The organism is Arthrobacter sp. zg-Y179, assembly GCF_020907345.1.
GTDB classification, from domain to species: Bacteria; Actinomycetota; Actinomycetes; order Actinomycetales; family Micrococcaceae; genus Arthrobacter_B; species Arthrobacter_B jinronghuae.
Genome location: NZ_JAJJOB010000006.1, coordinates 74,289 through 90,402, shown reverse-complemented (window position 1 = coordinate 90,402; position 16,114 = coordinate 74,289). Strand labels below are relative to the sequence as shown.

The window sequence follows — 16,114 nt, the reverse complement described above, 5'->3', positions numbered from 1 at the left end:
CGCGGTCCGGCCCCCCCGAAAACCCCTTCTTTAACACCCCGGGGGCCGGCCCCGGGGGGCCCCGCACGCCTGTTTGTTTAGCTATGGGGTTTTTGAGGAACTAGCCGACCTGGTGCAGCCAGCGCACCGGAGCGCCGTCGGCCGCGTGCCGGAACGGCTCCAGCTCTTCGTCCCAGGCTTCGCCCAGGGCGAGTGAGAGTTCGTGGTAGACAGCCGAGGGATCGCCGGCGCCGTTTTCATAGGCGTAACGGATGCGGTTCTCGGAAATCATGATGTTGCCGTGTACGTCCGTCGCGGCATGGAAGATGCCCAGCTCAGGGGTGTGGGCCCAGCGGCTGCCGTCGGCTCCGGGGCTCTGTTCCTCCGTCACCTCGTACCGGAGGTGTGCCCAGCCGCGCAGCGCGGACGCGAGCAGGGAACCGGTGCCCTGCGGTCCCGTCCAGGCGATTTCGGCCCGTACCATTCCGGGCGCAGCCGGCTGAGGGGTCCACTGTAGATCCGTTCGCTTTTCCACGACGGATCCGATGGCCCACTCAATATGGGGGCACAACGCGGAAGGGGCAGAGTGCACAAACAGTACGCCGCGCGCCATCACAACAGACATTCCATCCTCCATAGCTGTAGGTACGTCTTCCCCAACGACCTGCTGCTGCATGGACGGATATCGAGCCATATGTGTCCGCTGTCCATCATTGTGCCGTAAGTTACGTCGATGCGCCAATATAGCCTTCTGAGCCTCTGCAGCGCGGAAGGCCGGGCGGTGTGGCCGGTATTGGACGGTCGACGTTGGACGGCGGGAGTTGGGTCGGTCGGGAGTTGAGTCGGCCGGCCCTAGGCGCGCGGATGTGCCTGGCTGTAGCTCTGGCGGAGTCTGTCTACTGACACGTGCGTGTATAGCTGCGTGGTGGCAAGGGATGAATGGCCCAGGATTTCCTGCACGGCACGCAGGTCTGCACCGCCGTCGAGCAGGTGGGTGGCCGCGGAGTGGCGGAGGGCGTGCGGCCCCGAGGCGGAGGTGTCCGGCATGGCTTCCAGGAGAACGGCGACCACGCTGCGGACCTGTCGCTGGTCCACTCGTCCGCCCCGCTTGCCCAGGAACAATGCCGGGCCGCTGTCCCCTGTCGCCATCGACGGGCGGCCGCGGCGCAGCCAGTCGTCCACCGCGAGGGCAGCCGGCAGGCCGTAAGGCACCGTACGTTCCTTGTTGCCTTTGCCCAGCACCGTGAGCGTCCTGCGGTCCGGATCGAGGTCGTCGACGTCCAGTCCGGCCAGCTCTCCCACCCGGATGCCCGTCCCGTAGAGCAGTTCGACCATCGCGCGGTCCCGAAGCGCCACGGGTTCGCCCTCGGCGGCAGCCGCCCGCAGGGTTTCGAACAGGTCATCCAGCTGGCTGCTGCGCAGTACGCCGGGAAGAGTCTTTTCCTTCTTCGGTGCCTTCAGCCGCAGGGCCGGATTCTCACTGATGAGTTCCTCGCGCAGGGCCCAGTTGGTGAAGCTGCGGGCCGTGGCGGCGCGGCGGGCCAGCGTGGAACGGGCCTGTCCCCCGGCACTGAGTTCGCCCAGCCAGCCGCGCAGGATGCCCAGGTCCAGTTCCTGAAGCGAGCCGGCTCCGGCGCCGAGAGCATAGTCGAGCAGCTTCGACACGTCCGATTCGTAGGCACGGACGGTGTGTTCGGACCGTCCACGCTCTGCCGTCAGATACCGGCAGAAGCCCTCGAGCGCGGAACGGAATTCCGCCGGCCACGCAGTTCTGTCTGCTGCTCCCTTTGATGTCACCTCTTTACTGTTCTCTCTTTGGCGCCGGCGTTCAAGCAGGCACGCTGTCGGCACGCAGGCAGTTCCGCCGCAGGTGTTCTGTCTGCGGTGCCTGCTCCAGCTCCAGCAGGTACCGCTTCGCATCGACGCCGCCCGAATATCCGGTCAGCGCGCCGCGGGACCCCACCACGCGGTGGGTGGGTACAACCAGGTTCATCGGGTTATGGGCCAATGCTGCCCCCACGCTTCGGGCCTTGGCCGCGTCGCCCAGCAGGACCGCCAGCTGCTTGTAGCTTGCCGTCCTGCCGTAGCCGATGCCCGAGACCTGCTCCCATACCCGGCGCTGGAACTCGGTGCCCTGCGGGTTGGTGTCTACGTTGAAACAGCAGCGACGGCCCTCGAAGTACTCCGTCAGTTGGCGTTCGACATCCTCGAAGCCGTCTTCAGCCGCAATGCCGTACGGCGTCCCTGCCCCTGCCACGGCGGGCGGCCCGAGCCGGACCATGGAAAGGACGCCGTCCAAGGCGACCAGGGTGAGCACCCCAATCGGTGAGGTGACTATCTTGTGTGTGAGCATGATGATGTCCTTCCTGGGTTGTTCGGGTAGTAGAAATGTCATCGCTGCTAGTGCCGGCCGCGGCGCCACTGGTCCGATTCGGTCCGTAAGGCGAGTCCCTCCAGTTCCAGCCGTGCCAGCCCGGCGCGCACCCCGTGCAGAGACAGCCCCGCGACGGAGGCCAGTTTTTCGATGGTCGATCCGCTGCGCACCGGCAGCGCATCCAGCAGCAGCAGGTCCTCCACGGACAGTCCGTCGTGATCTGCGCGGTGCTCCCCTGCCGGGCCGTCCCCCGCCCGTCCGCCGATGCCGTTCGGCTCTCCCGGCAGGGCATCGCGGAGCGGCCCTGCCAGTTCCACGACTTCCTGGGCATCGGTCACGCAGACTGCGCTGCCGTCGCGCAGCAGCCGGTGGCATCCGGCAGAGTTGGCCGAGTACACGGATCCCGGCACGGCGCCGACTTCCCGGCCTAACCCGGCGGCATGGTGGGCGGTGTTCAGTGCTCCGGATCTCCACCGGGCCTCCACCACCACGGTGACGGCACTCAGCGCAGCAATGATCCGGTTCCGTTGCAGGAACCTCCAGCGGGTGGGTGCCGATCCCGGCGGCACTTCGGACAGCACCAGTCCGCGCTCCGCGACGGTGCGAAGCAGGTCCTCGTTGCCTGCCGGGTAGAACCGGTCCGCCCCGCAGGCCATGACCGCTATCGTGGCCGTGGTTCCTTCGGGTGCAGATGCGAGCGCGGCACGATGTGCCTGGGCATCGATTCCGTAGGCACCCCCGGAGACAACGGTGTGCCCGCGGTTGGCCAGTCCCGCCGAAATGTCCCCCGCTATGGACAGTCCGTATCCGGTGGCATCCCGGGAACCCACGACCGCCACGGTCCGGTCCAGTTCCGGCAGGCCCCGCTCCAGGTCTCCCCGTACCCAGAGACACAAAGGCATCTCCATCTGCAGGTGGCGCAACGACTCGGGCCAGCGGGAATCCTCCGGAACAAGAAGTTCCCCTCCCAGACGGCGGATCGTGTCCAGGTCCCGCTCCGGTGCGAGATCCGCTACCCGCGGTGCCCACCGGTGAAGCCCCTCTGCCAAGGCGCTTCCCTGGCTGCCGCCCGGGGACAGAAACCGTGCCGTTTCGGCGGCAAGATCCGGCGGCGGGTCCACCGCTCCGGTGGCGATCTGCAGCGCGTGCACCGGGCCGGCGGCCGCCACGAGGGCAAGTCCCACAGCGTCTGAGGGTTCGAACAGTCTCGACAACGCCGCCCGTGCGAGAAGCACTTCATCATTACTCATGCCGCCGCTCCCTGCCGGCGGAAGGCGAGGGCCTGTCCGACGTCGTCGGCGTCCGGGCTTCCGTGCCCGGCGAGATCGGCGACGGTCCAAGCCACGCGCAGTACCCGGTCGTAGCCCCGTGCCGTCAGCAACTGACGGTCCATGGCCCTGTCCAGTGCCGAAGTTGCCTTGCTCGGCGGCCGCAGGGTGTCCCGCAGCAAGGTGCCGGGCACCTCGGCGTTGGTTTCACATCCCAGCGGCGCCAGCCGTTCCCGTTGCAGCCGCCGGGCCTCCTGCACGCGTGCCGCCACCGTAGAGCTGGCCTCCGCAGTCTCTGCGGCGAAGTAGTCGACCAGGGAGACCCGCTGAACCGAGAGCTGAAGGTCCACCCGATCCAGCAGCGGACCGGAGAGCCGGCTGAAATACCGACGCCGCTGTGTGGAGGTGCAGGTGCACTCGATTCCCTTACCGGTTGCGAGTCCGCAGGGACAGGGGTTGGCGGCAAGGACCAGCTGGAAGCGCGCCGGATACACGGCTGTACCCGCCGCCCGGTGCAGGACAAGCTCGCCGCTCTCCAGCGGCTGGCGCAGGCCGTCCAGAACCCGCCGCTCGTACTCGGGAGCTTCATCGAGGAACAACACGCCGCGGTGGGCACGGGAGGCAGCACCGGGGCGAGGTATGCCTGAACCGCCGCCGATCACCGCTGCTGTAGACGCGGTGTGGTGCGGGCTCTCGAACGGGGGTCTGCGGAGCAGTTGGCGGCAGGGCCGTCCCTGCCAGGCGAGGGAGTGGATGGCAGTGACTTCCATTGCCTGGTCATCGGAAAGGTCCGGCAGGATGCCGGGCAACCGCTCAGCCAGCATGGTCTTTCCGGCCCCCGGCGGCCCGGTCATCAGCAGATGGTGCGCTCCCGCCGCGGCGACCTCGACAGCGAAGCGGGCCTCTGCCTGCCCTGCCACGTCAGCGAGATCGGGAATCCGGGATTCAGCCGTACCCTCTTCGTGTTCCGGATCTTCGCCGGTACGGGCCACCGGCAGCGGAAAACTCAGCTGCTCAGGGTCTGCGCCGAGATCGGCGGCCACCTCGGCCAGGCAGGAGTAACCGCGCACGCGGGCCGCGGGAACCAGTGCCGCTTCCTCCGCGTTCTCCGCCGCTACGGCAAAGTCAGTGTAGCCGGCCGTAACCGCGGCCATAACGGCCGGAAGGATGCCCCGGATCGGCCGAAGCCTGCTGTCCAGGCCAAGTTCTGCCAGGAAGACGCAGCGGCCCGGAGTCCTCAGTACACCGCCGGCGCAGAGTGCAGCCACAACAATGGCCAAGTCGAAGCCGGAGCCGTGCTTCGGTACATCCGCCGGCATCAGATTGACCGTGATGCGTCGCCGGCTCAGCGGGAGTCCAGCGTTCTTTGCCGCCGACTTCACCCGGTCGCGAGCCTCGTTCAAGGAGGCGTCCGGCAGCCCCAGCAGGATAAAGGATGGCAGGGACTGGCCGATGTCGGCTTCAATCTCGACGATCCTGCCCTGCAGGCCGACAAGCCCTACCCCATAGGTCCGTCCGAGCCCCATCAGGAAATCCCCCTGAGGTGCTCCACGACGGGCGGATTGGTGCCGTCGTCGAGAATCGAGACTGCGTCGATCCGGCGGTGGGTGAAGTAGCGGCTGTTGGCCCGAGCCCAGGCCCCTCCCAGCAAGTAGAGGCGGGCGACCTTATCCTGCCCGATCGCTTCGAAGGGGTGCCCGAAGTCCAGGGAGGAACGCGTTTTCACTTCGACCACCACCAAAGTGGCCCCGTCCACCGCGACCAGGTCGATCTCCCCCTCGGGACACCGCCAGTTCCGGTCGATGATGCGAAGCCCCGCTTCGGTCAGGTAGCGCGCCGCCAGTTCTTCTCCGCGGCTTCCCAGGATGTCTTTGGCTTTCATGTCCACCACGTTGGCTGAAGCTCGTCGGGCCAGCCACCCGGGAACTACCAGCCTGTGGAGGAGGTTTCCGCCGCTGCGCACCGGACCCTGAGTGTGGAGGAACAGAAGTTCAGGCCAGTCCCCCGTTGGCGTAGACCACCTGGCCGTTGACCCAGCGCCCCGGCCCGGCAAGGAAGGCGACGGTTTCGGCGATGTCTTCCGGCTGGCCCAGGCGCCCAAGCGGCGCCGCCTCAGCCAGCCGGGCAATGGTGGCCTCGTCTTTGCCGTCCAGGAACAAGGCCGTAGCTGTCGGCCCGGGCGCCACAGCGTTGACCGTGATGTCCCGTCCACGCAGTTCCCGCGCCAGGATCAGTGTCATCCCTTCCACCGCGGCCTTGCTGGCTACGTAGGCGCCGTAGCCGGGGTATTGGGTGCGCCGGACGGTGGTCGAAAAGTTGATGATCGATCCACCCCCTCGGACCCGACGGGCCGCCTGCTGCGAGACCACGAACGTTCCCCGGATATTCGTGTGGTGCATCCGGTCCAGGTCCGCCAGATCCAGCTCCGCGATGGGGGCAAGGAGCATGATGCCTGCCGTGTTGACGACCACGTCCAGACCGCCGAAGGCTGTCTCGACGGCGTCGAACGCGGCAGCCATCGCCGGCTCGTCTCCCACATCTCCGCCCACGGCCAAGGCATGTCCGCCCTCGGCGGCAATGTCGGCAACAACCCCGTCCGCTGTCGCTCGGTTCCGCGCGTAGTGCACACCCACCGAATAGCCGTTCAACGCGAGCCGTCGGACCACAGCCGCTCCGATCCCGCCGGATCCTCCGGTCACCAGGGCAACCCGTCCCGCAGTATCCGTGACGCTCTCCTCGCTGGTCGTAGGCAGGACCTTAGCGTTTTGAATGTCCGGGGTACACCACCGGCGCCATATGGCCAAGGGGCAGGTAGAAGCCCGAGCGGAATTTGAGCGGGTCTTGTCGGGAAACTGCGTCATTCCGTAGGGGAACACTGAGACGGCCCGGACAGGATAGCGACGCTAACGCCCATGTTCGACTCATATAAAGGACATCATGCAAAACCGCAAGCGAAATACAACCGCTGTCGTGGCAGGATTTGCAGCCTTAGCGGGGCTGTCGATTGTCACCGGTGCACCGGCTTTGGCCACTGCCGTGCCGGCGACCGGGGACGCTGCCCCAACCACGTCGCCGAGCGGGTCTCCCTCGGCGGAGGTTTCCGTGACGGAAACAGGAATCTACTTGTACCGGAAGGTAGACGCGAAGAAGCCGGCCGCCTGGGAGAACTCGGGTGAACAAACCTTCCTGGCCAAGCAGCCGGGACACCAGTGGTTCACCGACGTAACGTCCCTGGTCCCCTCGGTTCCATTCGAGGTATGCGGTCCCGGCTGGGCCGTCCAGCAAGACGTACTCGAGTTCGAAGGCACTTATGAGTGGCCAAAGAACCTCCTCTATCCCGACGTTACCTTCCCCGGAAATCCGAAGTTGAAGGACTCGAAGCATCAGGAGCTCCAGGAGGTGATGACGGTTCCCGATTGCGCCCGCACGCCGTCGCCGACGCCGGAGCCTACCGATCCCCCTTCCGAACAGCCGACGCTGGAGCCTACCGATCCCCCTTCCGAACAGCCTACGCCAACCCCCACGGACACCCCGTCCCAGAAGCCGACGCCGACGCCGACCCCCACGGACACCCCCAAGGCGACGCCATCCGAGACCCCGGCAGGTTCGGTTACCCCGCCCGGATCGAACGGCACCCCGCCTGCCCCGGTCACCACGGACCCCGGGGTCCAGGTTGCAGGCAACCCCAGCCCCCGGGTTCCTGATGCAGGGCTTGCCCACACGGGCGCCGGCGGAATCTGGCTTGCCGCTGCCGGCGCAGCCATTCTGGCTGTGGGAGCGGTACTGGTGGTCACTGCCCGCCGCAGGAAGGCCTAAGCCCAAAGGTGTACCCCGGACACCATCAGTGCCCGGGGTACACCACCGGCATCGGCTGCAGCGTCACCGATTCCAGCGGCAGCGAAGGCAGGGCGCCCGCAAACCCCCGCGCCAGGGAGATGTGCGGGCGCAGGGTCCCGGCATGCATAAAGTTCGGATCACCGGCCATGAAGGCCGCGGTGTCCCGGATCCCGGCGGCGCCGAGAAAACCAACCAGCTCGCCGTACAGTTCCCGATGCAGCAAAGCCAGTTCCGGCGTCGGCAGATACTCCACTACCAAGGTCGATCCGCGCGAACCGAACCCGGCAAACCCGACCGGCTCCAGCCGGAAGGAAACCGCGGGCAGCAGCGCCTCGGTCCGGTCAATGTACCCGGCGAGCAGCCGCTCGTAGGCTGAACGGGAAATGCCGGTCCGGGCATTGATGGCCCGGTGCACGTCCAGCACCTTCCCGAAGTGGATCAGTGTCAGGTGCACCTGCCGCCGCGGCACCAGCCGTGTGCCGGCCGGCAGCGCCTGCTGCAGGGACAGCAGGTGGGCCAGTGACGGACCGTCGGGCTGCATCTGCGCATACAGGCGGAGGTTGGCGTCAAAGCCTGGCCGGGATTCGGGCATGTTGAAAGTTTAGGCCGGAGCAACCGCGGCTAGGCTGTCGGGATGGCTTTCGAGATCCCGCTGCTCAGCGACGACATCCTCCTGCTGCGTCCGCATGCCGCCGCCGACCTCGATGCTGTGTATGCACGCTGCATTGACCCCCTGTCGGTCCAGTGGACCACCATTCCGCTGGGCTACACGCCGGAGATGGCGCAGCAGTACCTGGACGCCATCTGCGTCCCGCAGGAAAACGCCGTGTCCTGGGCGCTCGACGTCGGCGGCAGCTATGCAGGGACCCTCGACCTGCGCTTCGAAGGCGCAGCCTCCGGTTCGCTGGGGTTCGTTACGTCGCCGGAATACCGGGGCCGCGGCCTGATGTCCCGCGCGGTCCGGCTGGCAGTGGGCCACGCCTTCGACAACCTGGACTGGGACGTGGTCACCTGGAAGGCACATGCGGGCAACACCGGTAGCTACAAGACCGTCTGGCGCTGCGGTTTCCCGCAGCCGGTCGCCGTGCCGTACCTGCTGAACCACCGGGGAACAATGGTTGAAGGCTGGATCTCCAGTCTCGCTCGGAATGACCCAAGGAACCCGTCCGTCAGCTGGGCGAAGGCAGAGGCGGAACTTACAGTTCGTCGGCCTTCGGCAGTGTGAGGTCGTCGTTGCGGGTCAGTTCCTCCACGTTGACGTCCTTGAAGGTAATCACCCGCACGCTTTTGACGAACCGTGCAGACCGGTAGACGTCCCAGACCCATGCGTCCTGCAGCGTGAGGTCGAAGTAGATCTCGCCGTCGGCGGACCGTGCCTGCAGGTCCACGTGGTTGGCCAGGTAAAAACGCCGTTCGGTTTCCACCACGTAGCTGAAGAGGCCTACGACGTCGCGGTACTCCCGGTACAGCTGGAGCTCCATGTCCGTTTCATAGTTCTCAAGGTCTTCGGCGCTCATGTTCCTATCATCCCCCAACTGTGCTCAAGTCGTCTTCCGGTTCCAGCACCGGTTCACCCGGGCGGGGCTTGGAGCCCAGCCGCCAGGACATGCGGTGCAGCGGCGTGGGTCCGTGGACGTCGATGGCCGCGCGGTGCGACTCGGTGGCATAACCCTTGTTGATCTCCCACGAATAGTGCGGGTTCGAAGCCGCAAACTCTACCATCATGGCATCGCGTTCCACCTTCGCCAGCACACTGGCCGCGGCCACGCTCAGGCACTGCATGTCCGCCTTGATCCGGGTGTGTACCGGTGCCGTGCAGCCTCCGGCCGGTTCATCGGGATCGTCGAACAGGCTGCCCTGCCGCTCCGGCGAGAGCCAGTTGTAGTTGCCGTCAATGAGTACGACGTCGGGGCGCAGCGTTGAGCACACCTGGTCCCAGGCGCGCGTTCCGGCCAGACGCAGGGCGACAGTCAGGCCGTGCAGATCGATCTCCGCCGCACTGGCATGGCCCACACCCCAGGCCAGGGCCCATTTCTTGATCTGGGGAACCAGCGTGTTCCGGTCGGCTACGGAGAGCAACTTGCTGTCCCGCACTCCCTTGAGCGAACGTACGGTGGCCAGGTCCACGGCCACCATCCCTACGGACACGGGTCCGGCCAACGCACCGCGGCCCACTTCGTCGCAGCCGGCCAGGATCCGGTGCCCGGAGGCAGCGAACGTACGCTCATACCGAAGGGTCGGGGGCTTGGCGGTGGAACTCACTTGCTGTCGCTCGGTTCCGGAACATCCTCGAAGACCTCGGAATAATCGCTGACCCCGCCGACGCGGTTCAGCGGCCAGGCCGTCACTACGGCCTTGCCTTCAATGTCCGCCACGTCTACGAAACCGCCGCCCTCACCGTACTGGTGTTCGCGGGAATCCGCAGAGGCATTGCGGTGGTCCCCCATCACCCAGACTTTGCCCTCGGGGACAACCACGTCAAAGGGGATGTCGGAGGGGGCGGCGCCGGGGTACAGGTAGGGCTCGTCCAGGGGTTCGCCGTTGACGGTGATCCTGCCGTCGGCGTCACAGCAGACTACGTGGTCGCCTTCGGTGCCGATGACACGCTTGACCAGGTGCTGCTGGGACTCGTCGGGGAGCAGGCCCACAAAGGTCAGGGCCTCCTTGACCGGATTCGTTTCCTTCTCCGCGGTCTGCGGCAGCCAGCCCTTGGTGTCCTTGAAGACCACGACGTCACCGCGGTTCAGGTCCATCGGTTCAGGGACCAGCAGGTTGACGAAAATCCGGTCGTTGATTTCCAGCGTCTCTTCCATGGACCCCGAGGGGATGTAAAACGCCCGGAAAAGAAAGGTTTTGATCAGGAAGGACAGCACCAGGGCTATCACCACGATCGTGAGGACTTCACGCAGCCAGGCGCCGAAACCGCGTTTCTTTTCCTTCGGTGCGGTCGAGTGCGCTGCGTGGTCCCGCTGCTCCCCGGAGCCGGGCGTCCCGTCAGGGGACTGGTCCGGTTGCTGCGACATTGCGTTTCCTCTTATTTCTCCGTGTTCCACTCGGCTCCTAAGGATAGCCGGTCAATATTGGTACCGCGCTCGAGCGGCCAAAGAATCCGCTGGGCCTGCCCGACGACCCGCTCCGTGGAGATCAGCCCGCCGCCGGGAGCTCCCAGCAGGGAGCGGGAATCCGCCGAAACGGACCGATGGTCCCCCATCAGCCACAGCCTGCCTTCCGGAACGACGACGTCGAACGCCTGGTCGCTGGGAGCGTCTCCAGAGTAAACGTACGGCTCGTCCACGGGAGTTCCGTTGATCGTTATCCGGGGATCCCCGTCCGTGCAGCAGCTCACCCGGTCCCCCGCCACACCGATAACCCGTTTGACATAGACGGTGTCGCTGCCGGCCAGCCCGAACCAGCGCCCCACAGTGACTGCGGCGTCGACCACTGCCGGACGCCCGCTGTGCAGCGGCGCCAGCGAGCCCCGGCCGTCGAACACCACTACGTCGCCGCGCTCGATCTCAGCCGAATCGTAGGCAGTACGGGAGACGAGAATCCGGTCACCGGGTTCCAGCAGGGGCTGCATGGAATCGGAAGGGATATAGAAGACGTCGAACAGGAATGCCCGGACGAGTGCGGCGAGGACCACAGCCGCGGCGAGAGCACATAGCACAAAACGCCAGCCCACAAACCGGGGCCGGCGTTTCGTGTGCTTCGCGGAGGGACCCCCGGAGGCGGATGCTGCAGTCAAGTAAGTTACTTGGCGGGACGGAAGTCGCGCTTTTCCTTGATCTTGGCTGCCTTGCCGCGCAGATCGCGCATGTAGTACAGCTTCGCGCGGCGGACGTCGCCCTTGGAGACGACCTCGAGCTTGTCAATGACCGGGGAGTGTACCGGGAAGGTACGCTCAACGCCGACACCGAAGCTGACCTTGCGGACCGTGAAGGTCGCGCGGAGGCCATCACCCTGGCGCTTGAGCACGAAGCCCTGGAAGACCTGAACACGGGTGTTCTTGCCTTCGATGATGTTTACGTGAACCTTGACCGTGTCACCGGCGCGGAACTCGGGGATGTCCGTACGCAGGGAAGCTGCGTCAACAGAATCTAGGATGTGCATTGTTTATCACTCCTGGTGAACGCCACAGGTCATTCACTTTGGTAACGGCAGCAAGAATGCGCCCCAGAATGCGGGCTGCACGGATGCTGTCGAAGTTAGTAGACCGGCAGGACCGAGGATGGAATGCCGGTGTGTACATATCTGTTGGCCGCGTTCCCCCTGTGGCAGGTACGGACCCAGATGACACAACTCCCTATTTTGCCATACGTACCGGAACGGCACCAATCCGGCGCTGCCGTCAGGCGGGCGGGCAGACCCTGCCGTCGCGGATTTCGTAGCCCAGCGCCGCCAGGGTGGCCCGATCGGCCTTGTCCAGCGAAGCGGCGTCGAGCTTTTCGATCAGATCGGGCCGGCGTGCTGCGGTGCGCCGCAGCTGTTCGTCCCGCCGGAACCGGGCGATCTTGCCGTGGTTCCCGCTGAGCAGGACCTCCGGGACCGCCCGCTCGCGCCAGGCGGAGGGCTTGGTGTAGACCGGGTATTCCAGCAGCCCGTCCGAGTGGGATTCCTCGACAAGGGACTCGGGGTTGCCGACGACTCCGGGCACCAGCCGGCCTACGGCCTCGACCATGGCCAGCACTGCGACCTCCCCGCCGTTGAGCACGTAGTCTCCGAGGCTGACGGGACGGACGTCAAAGCGTTCTCCGGCCCATTCGAGCACCCGCTCGTCGATCCCTTCGTAGCGGCCGCAGGCGAAGACAAGGTGCTTCTCCTCGGCCAGCTCGTAGGCCATGGCCTGCGTGAAGACTGCACCGGCGGGCGAGGGGACGATCAGGACCGGCCGCTCGTCGCCGTCGCCCGCAACCGCGTCCAGCGCGGCAGCCCAGGGCTCGGGCTTCATGACCATGCCGGCTCCCCCGCCGTAAGGGGTGTCATCCACGGTTCGGTGCCGGTCGGTGGTGAACTCCCGCAGGTCATGCACAGCCAGGTCCAGCAGGCCTTCCTGCCGGGCCTTGCCGATCAGTGACAGCTCAAGGGCTGCCAGGTACTCCGGGAAAATACTGACGACGTCGATGCGCACTTACTGTCCGGCTTCCTTCGTGTCGGCCGGGGCTGCGTCCTTTTTGTCCTCGGGCTTATTCAGCTCGAAGAGTCCCTCGGGCGGAGTCAGCAGGACATAACCGTCCTCGATATTCACTTCGGGAACGATGGCCTCGACGAACGGTACGAGGATTTCCTCGCCGCGGGCGTCCTCGACCACCAGCAGGTCCTGGACGGTGAGGGTACGCAGGCCGCTGACGGTGCCGACGACGTCGGCGCCCACCCGTGCCTTCAGGCCTACGAGTTCGTGTTCGTACCAGCCTTCGTCGTCGTCGTCCTCCTCCACCGTTTCGGTGTCGATGAACAGCTTCACGCCGCGCAGTTCCTCTGCGCCGTTGCGGTCCGTGATTTCGTCGAAGCCCAGCAGCAGGATGTCCTTGTTCCAACGCGCGCTGATCACCGTCAACGGGCCCTTGGCGGCCGGCTCTACGGTGAGCTCGGTGCCCGGGACAAAGCGGTCCTCGGGCGCGTCGGTCAGCACCTGGACGGTCACTTCACCGCGGATGCCGTGGGGCTTGCCGATGCGTGCCACCTGTAACTGCATGGATTCTCCTCTGTGGGGTTTTCGTCGCCTGGATTGGCCGGCGCCTGAAAAAAATCCGGCCCCTTCACCATTATCTGGTGTCGGGGCCGGATCCTGTGTACTGCTGTTACTGCTTTACTTCCGGTACTGCAGTGAAGAACTGTTCGCTTCCGCTGCGCCGTCGGTGATCATTTTCAGATCAGCGGCGCCGGTCCGTGTCCACTACGTCCACTCGGACCTGCTCACCGTTAGCAAGGGCTGCGATGACCGTGCGCAGTGCGCGTGCGGTCCGTCCCTGCCTGCCGATGACCCGGCCGAGGTCGTCCTGGTGAACCCGAACCTCGAGGGTTTCCCCACGGCGGTTGCTCTTGGCGGAAACCTTGACGTCCTCTGGACTGTCAACGATTCCGCGCACGAGGTGCTCCAGCGCTTCAGCGAGCAAGTTACTCTGCCTCAGCCTCGGTGGAGGCCTCGGGGGCCTCTTCCTTCTTGGCCTTGGGAGTGATGGCCTCGGGGACAATCACGGACTTCTTTTCGGGAGCCACGAAGGGCTCCTTCGGGGCCTTGGTACGCAGGGTACCTTCCTGGCCGTCGATGTTCTTGAACTTCTGCCAGTCACCGGTGATCTTCAGCAGTGCTGCGACCTGCTCGGTGGGCTGGGCGCCGACGCCGAGCCAGTACTGCGCACGGTCCGACTTGATGTCGATGTACGACGGCTCTTCGGTCGGACGGTAGAGTCCGATTTCTTCGATGGCACGGCCATCGCGCTTGGCACGGGAATCCATGACAACAACGCGGTAGTGTGCTGAGAACTTCTTGCCAAGGCGCTTAAGGCGAATCTTTACGGCCACTTTTGTGGTCACTCCTGATCTGAAATGGGGCGAACCCGTACTTCTGCTCCCGTGGGGCGGGCCATAACGTTGGGGTTCAAAAGGACAAGATGCATGCACGGAGAGAGGGCCCGCGCAGATCGAGTACCAGACCATTGTGCCAGATGAGTTCATCTTTTGCGACTCGCGCTGCCGCGGCGGATATCCGCGGATTTTCAGCCGACGGCAACACGCAGCCGGTTGCGCCAGGGGTCCTCGAAGCGCAGCTCGGCCCCGGTGGAGTGGCTGGAAATCCCGGCGAACCGAAGGCGGTCCGCCAGCCCGGCGACGTCGTCGGCAGTTGGAACGGTAATCAGCACCTCTCCCAGGCCCAGTGTGTCGCGGCGAGGTCCTGCGCCGCGGCTGTTCCAGACGTTCATCGCCATGTGGTGGTGGTAGCCGCCGGCGGAGACGAACAGGGCCTGGCCATGGAGGCCGGCGGTCCGTTCGAACCCCAGCGTGTCGATATAGAAGGCGGCGGCGGTTTCCGTGTCCCCCACCTGCAGGTGAACGTGCCCGACGGCGGCGTCGGCTGCGGAGAGTCCGGCCAGCGCCGCTTCGGTGAGGTGGTCTCGGAAGTAGGCCTGCGGAGACAGCGGCAACGACGCCATCCGCACTTCGCGGCCGGCCGCGGTCTCGTCCCAGCCCCAGGTATCCCGGGGCTTGTCATAGTAGAGCTCGATGCCGTTGCCTTCGGGATCCGTGAAGTAGAAGGCCTCGCTGACGAGGTGGTCCGCGGAGCCGACGAAGGCCGACGGATCGTGCCGTGCGGCCGAGGCAACCGTAGCGGCCAGATCAGCCCGGGTTTCAAAGAGGATGGCGGTGTGGAACAGGCCCGCCTCTCCGCGGGAGGCGACCTGCAGATCCGGCGCCGGCGCCAGGTGCACCAGGGGAACATTTCCGCGGCCGAGGTACATGCCGCCGTCGGACTCTGCCACGACCTGCAACCCGAGGGCGCCGCGGTAGTACGCGGAGACGTTTGCCGGGTCGCCTACCTTGAGCATTACGGTGCCCATGGCAAGGGCGTCGGGCAGGCGGTCTTTTACTTGACGGTTCATGTAATGAGATTACTTGAAGCTTCATCTAATTCCAAGCCCTGAACCGTGCGCCAGGGACGAAGGCGGAAACAACGCAAAAGGGCCATTGTCCGGCGACTTGATGCCTGTTACGGTCGGCTCGGCAATGGGCCGCGGACGAATACAACTGGGGGAAACCGCATGCTGGGTGCAACTGGAGCGGGGATGAGCCAGTCAACGGCCCAAAGAAAGCGGAACCCATCCGGCGGAACCAAAAAGGGCAGGGTGCTGGGGACCGTCACCGGCATCGGCGTCGTCCTGGCGGTGCTCGGCGTGGCCGCGGTAGCCGTGAACCTGATCTTCTTCTCGCACGTCTACGACCTGTCCTCCTGGGAGGATGAAGTCACGGTTCCAGGCGGGCTCTTCGCCCTTTCCCCTTCCCAAATCAGCGAACTCACGTTCTTTTCCGCTATCCCCGGGGCTCTGTTCCTGCTCGCAATGTGCTTCATCTTCACCGGACAGGTCCTGCGTGGCCGGGTGGGCATAGCGCTCTCCCAAGGGCCGGCGCGCGGAACGGTCCTCTCCGCCAACACCTATCTCTCCCCGCGGGCCCAGCTGGCGTGGCTTGGTGTGGCGCTGGCCTTCTGGGTCGCCCTCATACCCGTTCCCGTCCTGCTGTCCCTCGCGGGCAGCTGGCCGGCGACCGTCCGCGACATGCCGCGTGACCATGTCTGGGCCAATCTGGTGCTCTACGGCGGCCTCGCGGCGGCAATCGCCGGCGTCGTTTTCGTCTCCCACCTCAAGAAACAGCACTACCTGGCGCTGGCCGCCGCCGACAAGCTCCGGCTGGACGAGCCGCAGCGCGGAATCTGGCGCTGGCTCACCTTCCGCTGGCGCTTCGACCTGTGGCTCGGAGGACTCGGAGGAGCATTCATCGGTGCCTCGTTTGCCTTCCTGCCCTACGACGACCCCGCGGCCCTGGTGATCCTCCTGTCCATCGGCGTCGCCCTCATGGTTCTCGGGGTGCTGCTGGCCCGGCAGTACTGGCGGGCAAAGCTGCCCCTGGGGCTGGGGGAATCCTTCGCCTAGGGTGACCCGGC

General features: G+C 65.8%; 21 protein-coding genes. 3 read left to right on the top strand and 18 right to left on the bottom strand.

All coding sequences use genetic code 11. The annotated features are described in order from the left end of the window. Positions 1-100 precede the first annotated feature (100 nt). The 7 genes from LOC56_RS07160 to LOC56_RS07130 all read right to left on the bottom strand — a co-directional run bounded on the left by LOC56_RS07160 (position 101) and on the right by LOC56_RS07130 (position 6,320). On the bottom strand, positions 101-604 hold the full coding sequence (locus LOC56_RS07160; RefSeq protein ID WP_227923692.1) for a DUF3145 domain-containing protein: 504 nt from the start codon (positions 602-604) through the stop codon (positions 101-103). Positions 605-831: 227 nt separating this feature from the next. Further along, on the bottom strand, positions 832-1,776 hold the full coding sequence (locus tag LOC56_RS07155; RefSeq protein ID WP_229951612.1) for a tyrosine recombinase XerC: 945 nt from the start codon (positions 1,774-1,776) through the stop codon (positions 832-834). Positions 1,777-1,807: 31 nt separating this feature from the next. Then, a complete protein-coding gene (locus tag LOC56_RS07150) occupies positions 1,808-2,332 on the bottom strand; it encodes a methylated-DNA--[protein]-cysteine S-methyltransferase (RefSeq protein ID WP_229951611.1) in 525 nt (174 codons plus the stop codon). A gap of 47 nt (positions 2,333-2,379) precedes the next feature. Further along, positions 2,380-3,603 carry a DNA-processing protein DprA gene (gene dprA, locus LOC56_RS07145; protein ID WP_229951610.1) on the bottom strand — a complete coding sequence of 408 codons (1,224 nt, stop codon included), beginning with the start codon at positions 3,601-3,603 and terminating at the stop codon, positions 2,380-2,382. Continuing rightward, positions 3,600-5,147 carry a YifB family Mg chelatase-like AAA ATPase gene (locus LOC56_RS07140; RefSeq protein ID WP_229951609.1) on the bottom strand — a complete coding sequence of 516 codons (1,548 nt, stop codon included), beginning with the start codon at positions 5,145-5,147 and terminating at the stop codon, positions 3,600-3,602. The genes dprA and LOC56_RS07140 overlap by 4 nt, the downstream gene beginning before the upstream one ends. Then, complete coding sequence (locus tag LOC56_RS07135; RefSeq protein WP_229951608.1) at positions 5,147-5,512, bottom strand: YraN family protein; 366 nt, start codon at positions 5,510-5,512, stop codon at positions 5,147-5,149. The genes LOC56_RS07140 and LOC56_RS07135 overlap by 1 nt, the downstream gene beginning before the upstream one ends. Positions 5,513-5,612: 100 nt before the next feature. Then, positions 5,613-6,320 carry an SDR family oxidoreductase gene (locus LOC56_RS07130; RefSeq protein WP_229951607.1) on the bottom strand — a complete coding sequence of 236 codons (708 nt, stop codon included), beginning with the start codon at positions 6,318-6,320 and terminating at the stop codon, positions 5,613-5,615. 403 nt (positions 6,321-6,723) lie between these two features. Between LOC56_RS07130 and LOC56_RS16275 the strand changes: the two genes are divergently transcribed. Continuing rightward, on the top strand, positions 6,724-7,437 hold the full coding sequence (locus LOC56_RS16275) for an LPXTG cell wall anchor domain-containing protein (RefSeq protein ID WP_229951606.1): 714 nt from the start codon (positions 6,724-6,726) through the stop codon (positions 7,435-7,437). A gap of 25 nt (positions 7,438-7,462) precedes the next feature. On the opposite strand, the gene LOC56_RS07120 is transcribed toward LOC56_RS16275, so the two are convergent. Beyond that, complete coding sequence (locus tag LOC56_RS07120) at positions 7,463-8,050, bottom strand: 2'-5' RNA ligase family protein (protein ID WP_229951605.1); 588 nt, start codon at positions 8,048-8,050, stop codon at positions 7,463-7,465. Positions 8,051-8,092: 42 nt separating this feature from the next. Between LOC56_RS07120 and LOC56_RS07115 the strand changes: the two genes are divergently transcribed. After that, entirely contained in the window at positions 8,093-8,683 is a 591-nt protein-coding gene (locus LOC56_RS07115; RefSeq protein WP_229951604.1) for a GNAT family N-acetyltransferase, read from the top strand. On the opposite strand, the gene LOC56_RS07110 is transcribed toward LOC56_RS07115, so the two are convergent. The 10 genes from LOC56_RS07110 to LOC56_RS07065 form a co-directional block, all read right to left on the bottom strand. After that, complete coding sequence (locus LOC56_RS07110; protein ID WP_227901490.1) at positions 8,655-8,975, bottom strand: DUF2469 domain-containing protein; 321 nt, start codon at positions 8,973-8,975, stop codon at positions 8,655-8,657. The two genes, LOC56_RS07115 and LOC56_RS07110, sit on opposite strands and share 29 nt — an antisense overlap. 7 nt (positions 8,976-8,982) lie before the next feature. Next, entirely contained in the window at positions 8,983-9,720 is a 738-nt protein-coding gene (locus tag LOC56_RS07105) for a ribonuclease HII (RefSeq protein ID WP_229951603.1), read from the bottom strand. Further along, on the bottom strand, positions 9,717-10,481 hold the full coding sequence (gene lepB, locus LOC56_RS07100; RefSeq protein WP_229951602.1) for a signal peptidase I: 765 nt from the start codon (positions 10,479-10,481) through the stop codon (positions 9,717-9,719). The genes LOC56_RS07105 and lepB (LOC56_RS07100) overlap by 4 nt, the downstream gene beginning before the upstream one ends. Positions 10,482-10,492: 11 nt before the next feature. Next, entirely contained in the window at positions 10,493-11,203 is a 711-nt protein-coding gene (gene lepB / locus LOC56_RS07095) for a signal peptidase I (protein WP_229951601.1), read from the bottom strand. A 5-nt stretch (positions 11,204-11,208) separates the two neighbouring features. Then, on the bottom strand, positions 11,209-11,568 hold the full coding sequence (gene rplS, locus LOC56_RS07090) for a 50S ribosomal protein L19 (RefSeq protein ID WP_146364401.1): 360 nt from the start codon (positions 11,566-11,568) through the stop codon (positions 11,209-11,211). Positions 11,569-11,806: 238 nt separating this feature from the next. Then, positions 11,807-12,586: a tRNA (guanosine(37)-N1)-methyltransferase TrmD gene (gene trmD, locus LOC56_RS07085; RefSeq protein WP_227923667.1), complete on the bottom strand. Its 780-nt coding sequence runs from the start codon at positions 12,584-12,586 to the stop codon at positions 11,807-11,809. Beyond that, on the bottom strand, positions 12,587-13,150 hold the full coding sequence (gene rimM / locus LOC56_RS07080) for a ribosome maturation factor RimM (RefSeq protein ID WP_229951600.1): 564 nt from the start codon (positions 13,148-13,150) through the stop codon (positions 12,587-12,589). Between the two features lie 178 nt (positions 13,151-13,328). Continuing rightward, a complete protein-coding gene (locus LOC56_RS07075; protein ID WP_146364407.1) occupies positions 13,329-13,571 on the bottom strand; it encodes an RNA-binding protein in 243 nt (80 codons plus the stop codon). A gap of 1 nt (position 13,572) precedes the next feature. Continuing rightward, positions 13,573-13,980 (bottom strand): 30S ribosomal protein S16, encoded by a 408-nt coding sequence (gene rpsP, locus LOC56_RS07070; RefSeq protein WP_229951599.1) that lies wholly within the window; start codon positions 13,978-13,980, stop codon positions 13,573-13,575. A 194-nt stretch (positions 13,981-14,174) separates the two neighbouring features. Then, positions 14,175-15,056 carry a VOC family protein gene (locus LOC56_RS07065; protein WP_229951598.1) on the bottom strand — a complete coding sequence of 294 codons (882 nt, stop codon included), beginning with the start codon at positions 15,054-15,056 and terminating at the stop codon, positions 14,175-14,177. 243 nt (positions 15,057-15,299) lie between these two features. On the opposite strand from LOC56_RS07065, the gene LOC56_RS07060 reads away from it, so the two are divergent. Continuing rightward, positions 15,300-16,103, top strand: a complete 804-nt coding sequence (locus tag LOC56_RS07060; RefSeq protein WP_229951597.1) for a hypothetical protein — start codon at positions 15,300-15,302, stop codon at positions 16,101-16,103. Positions 16,104-16,114: the final 11 nt, after the last annotated feature.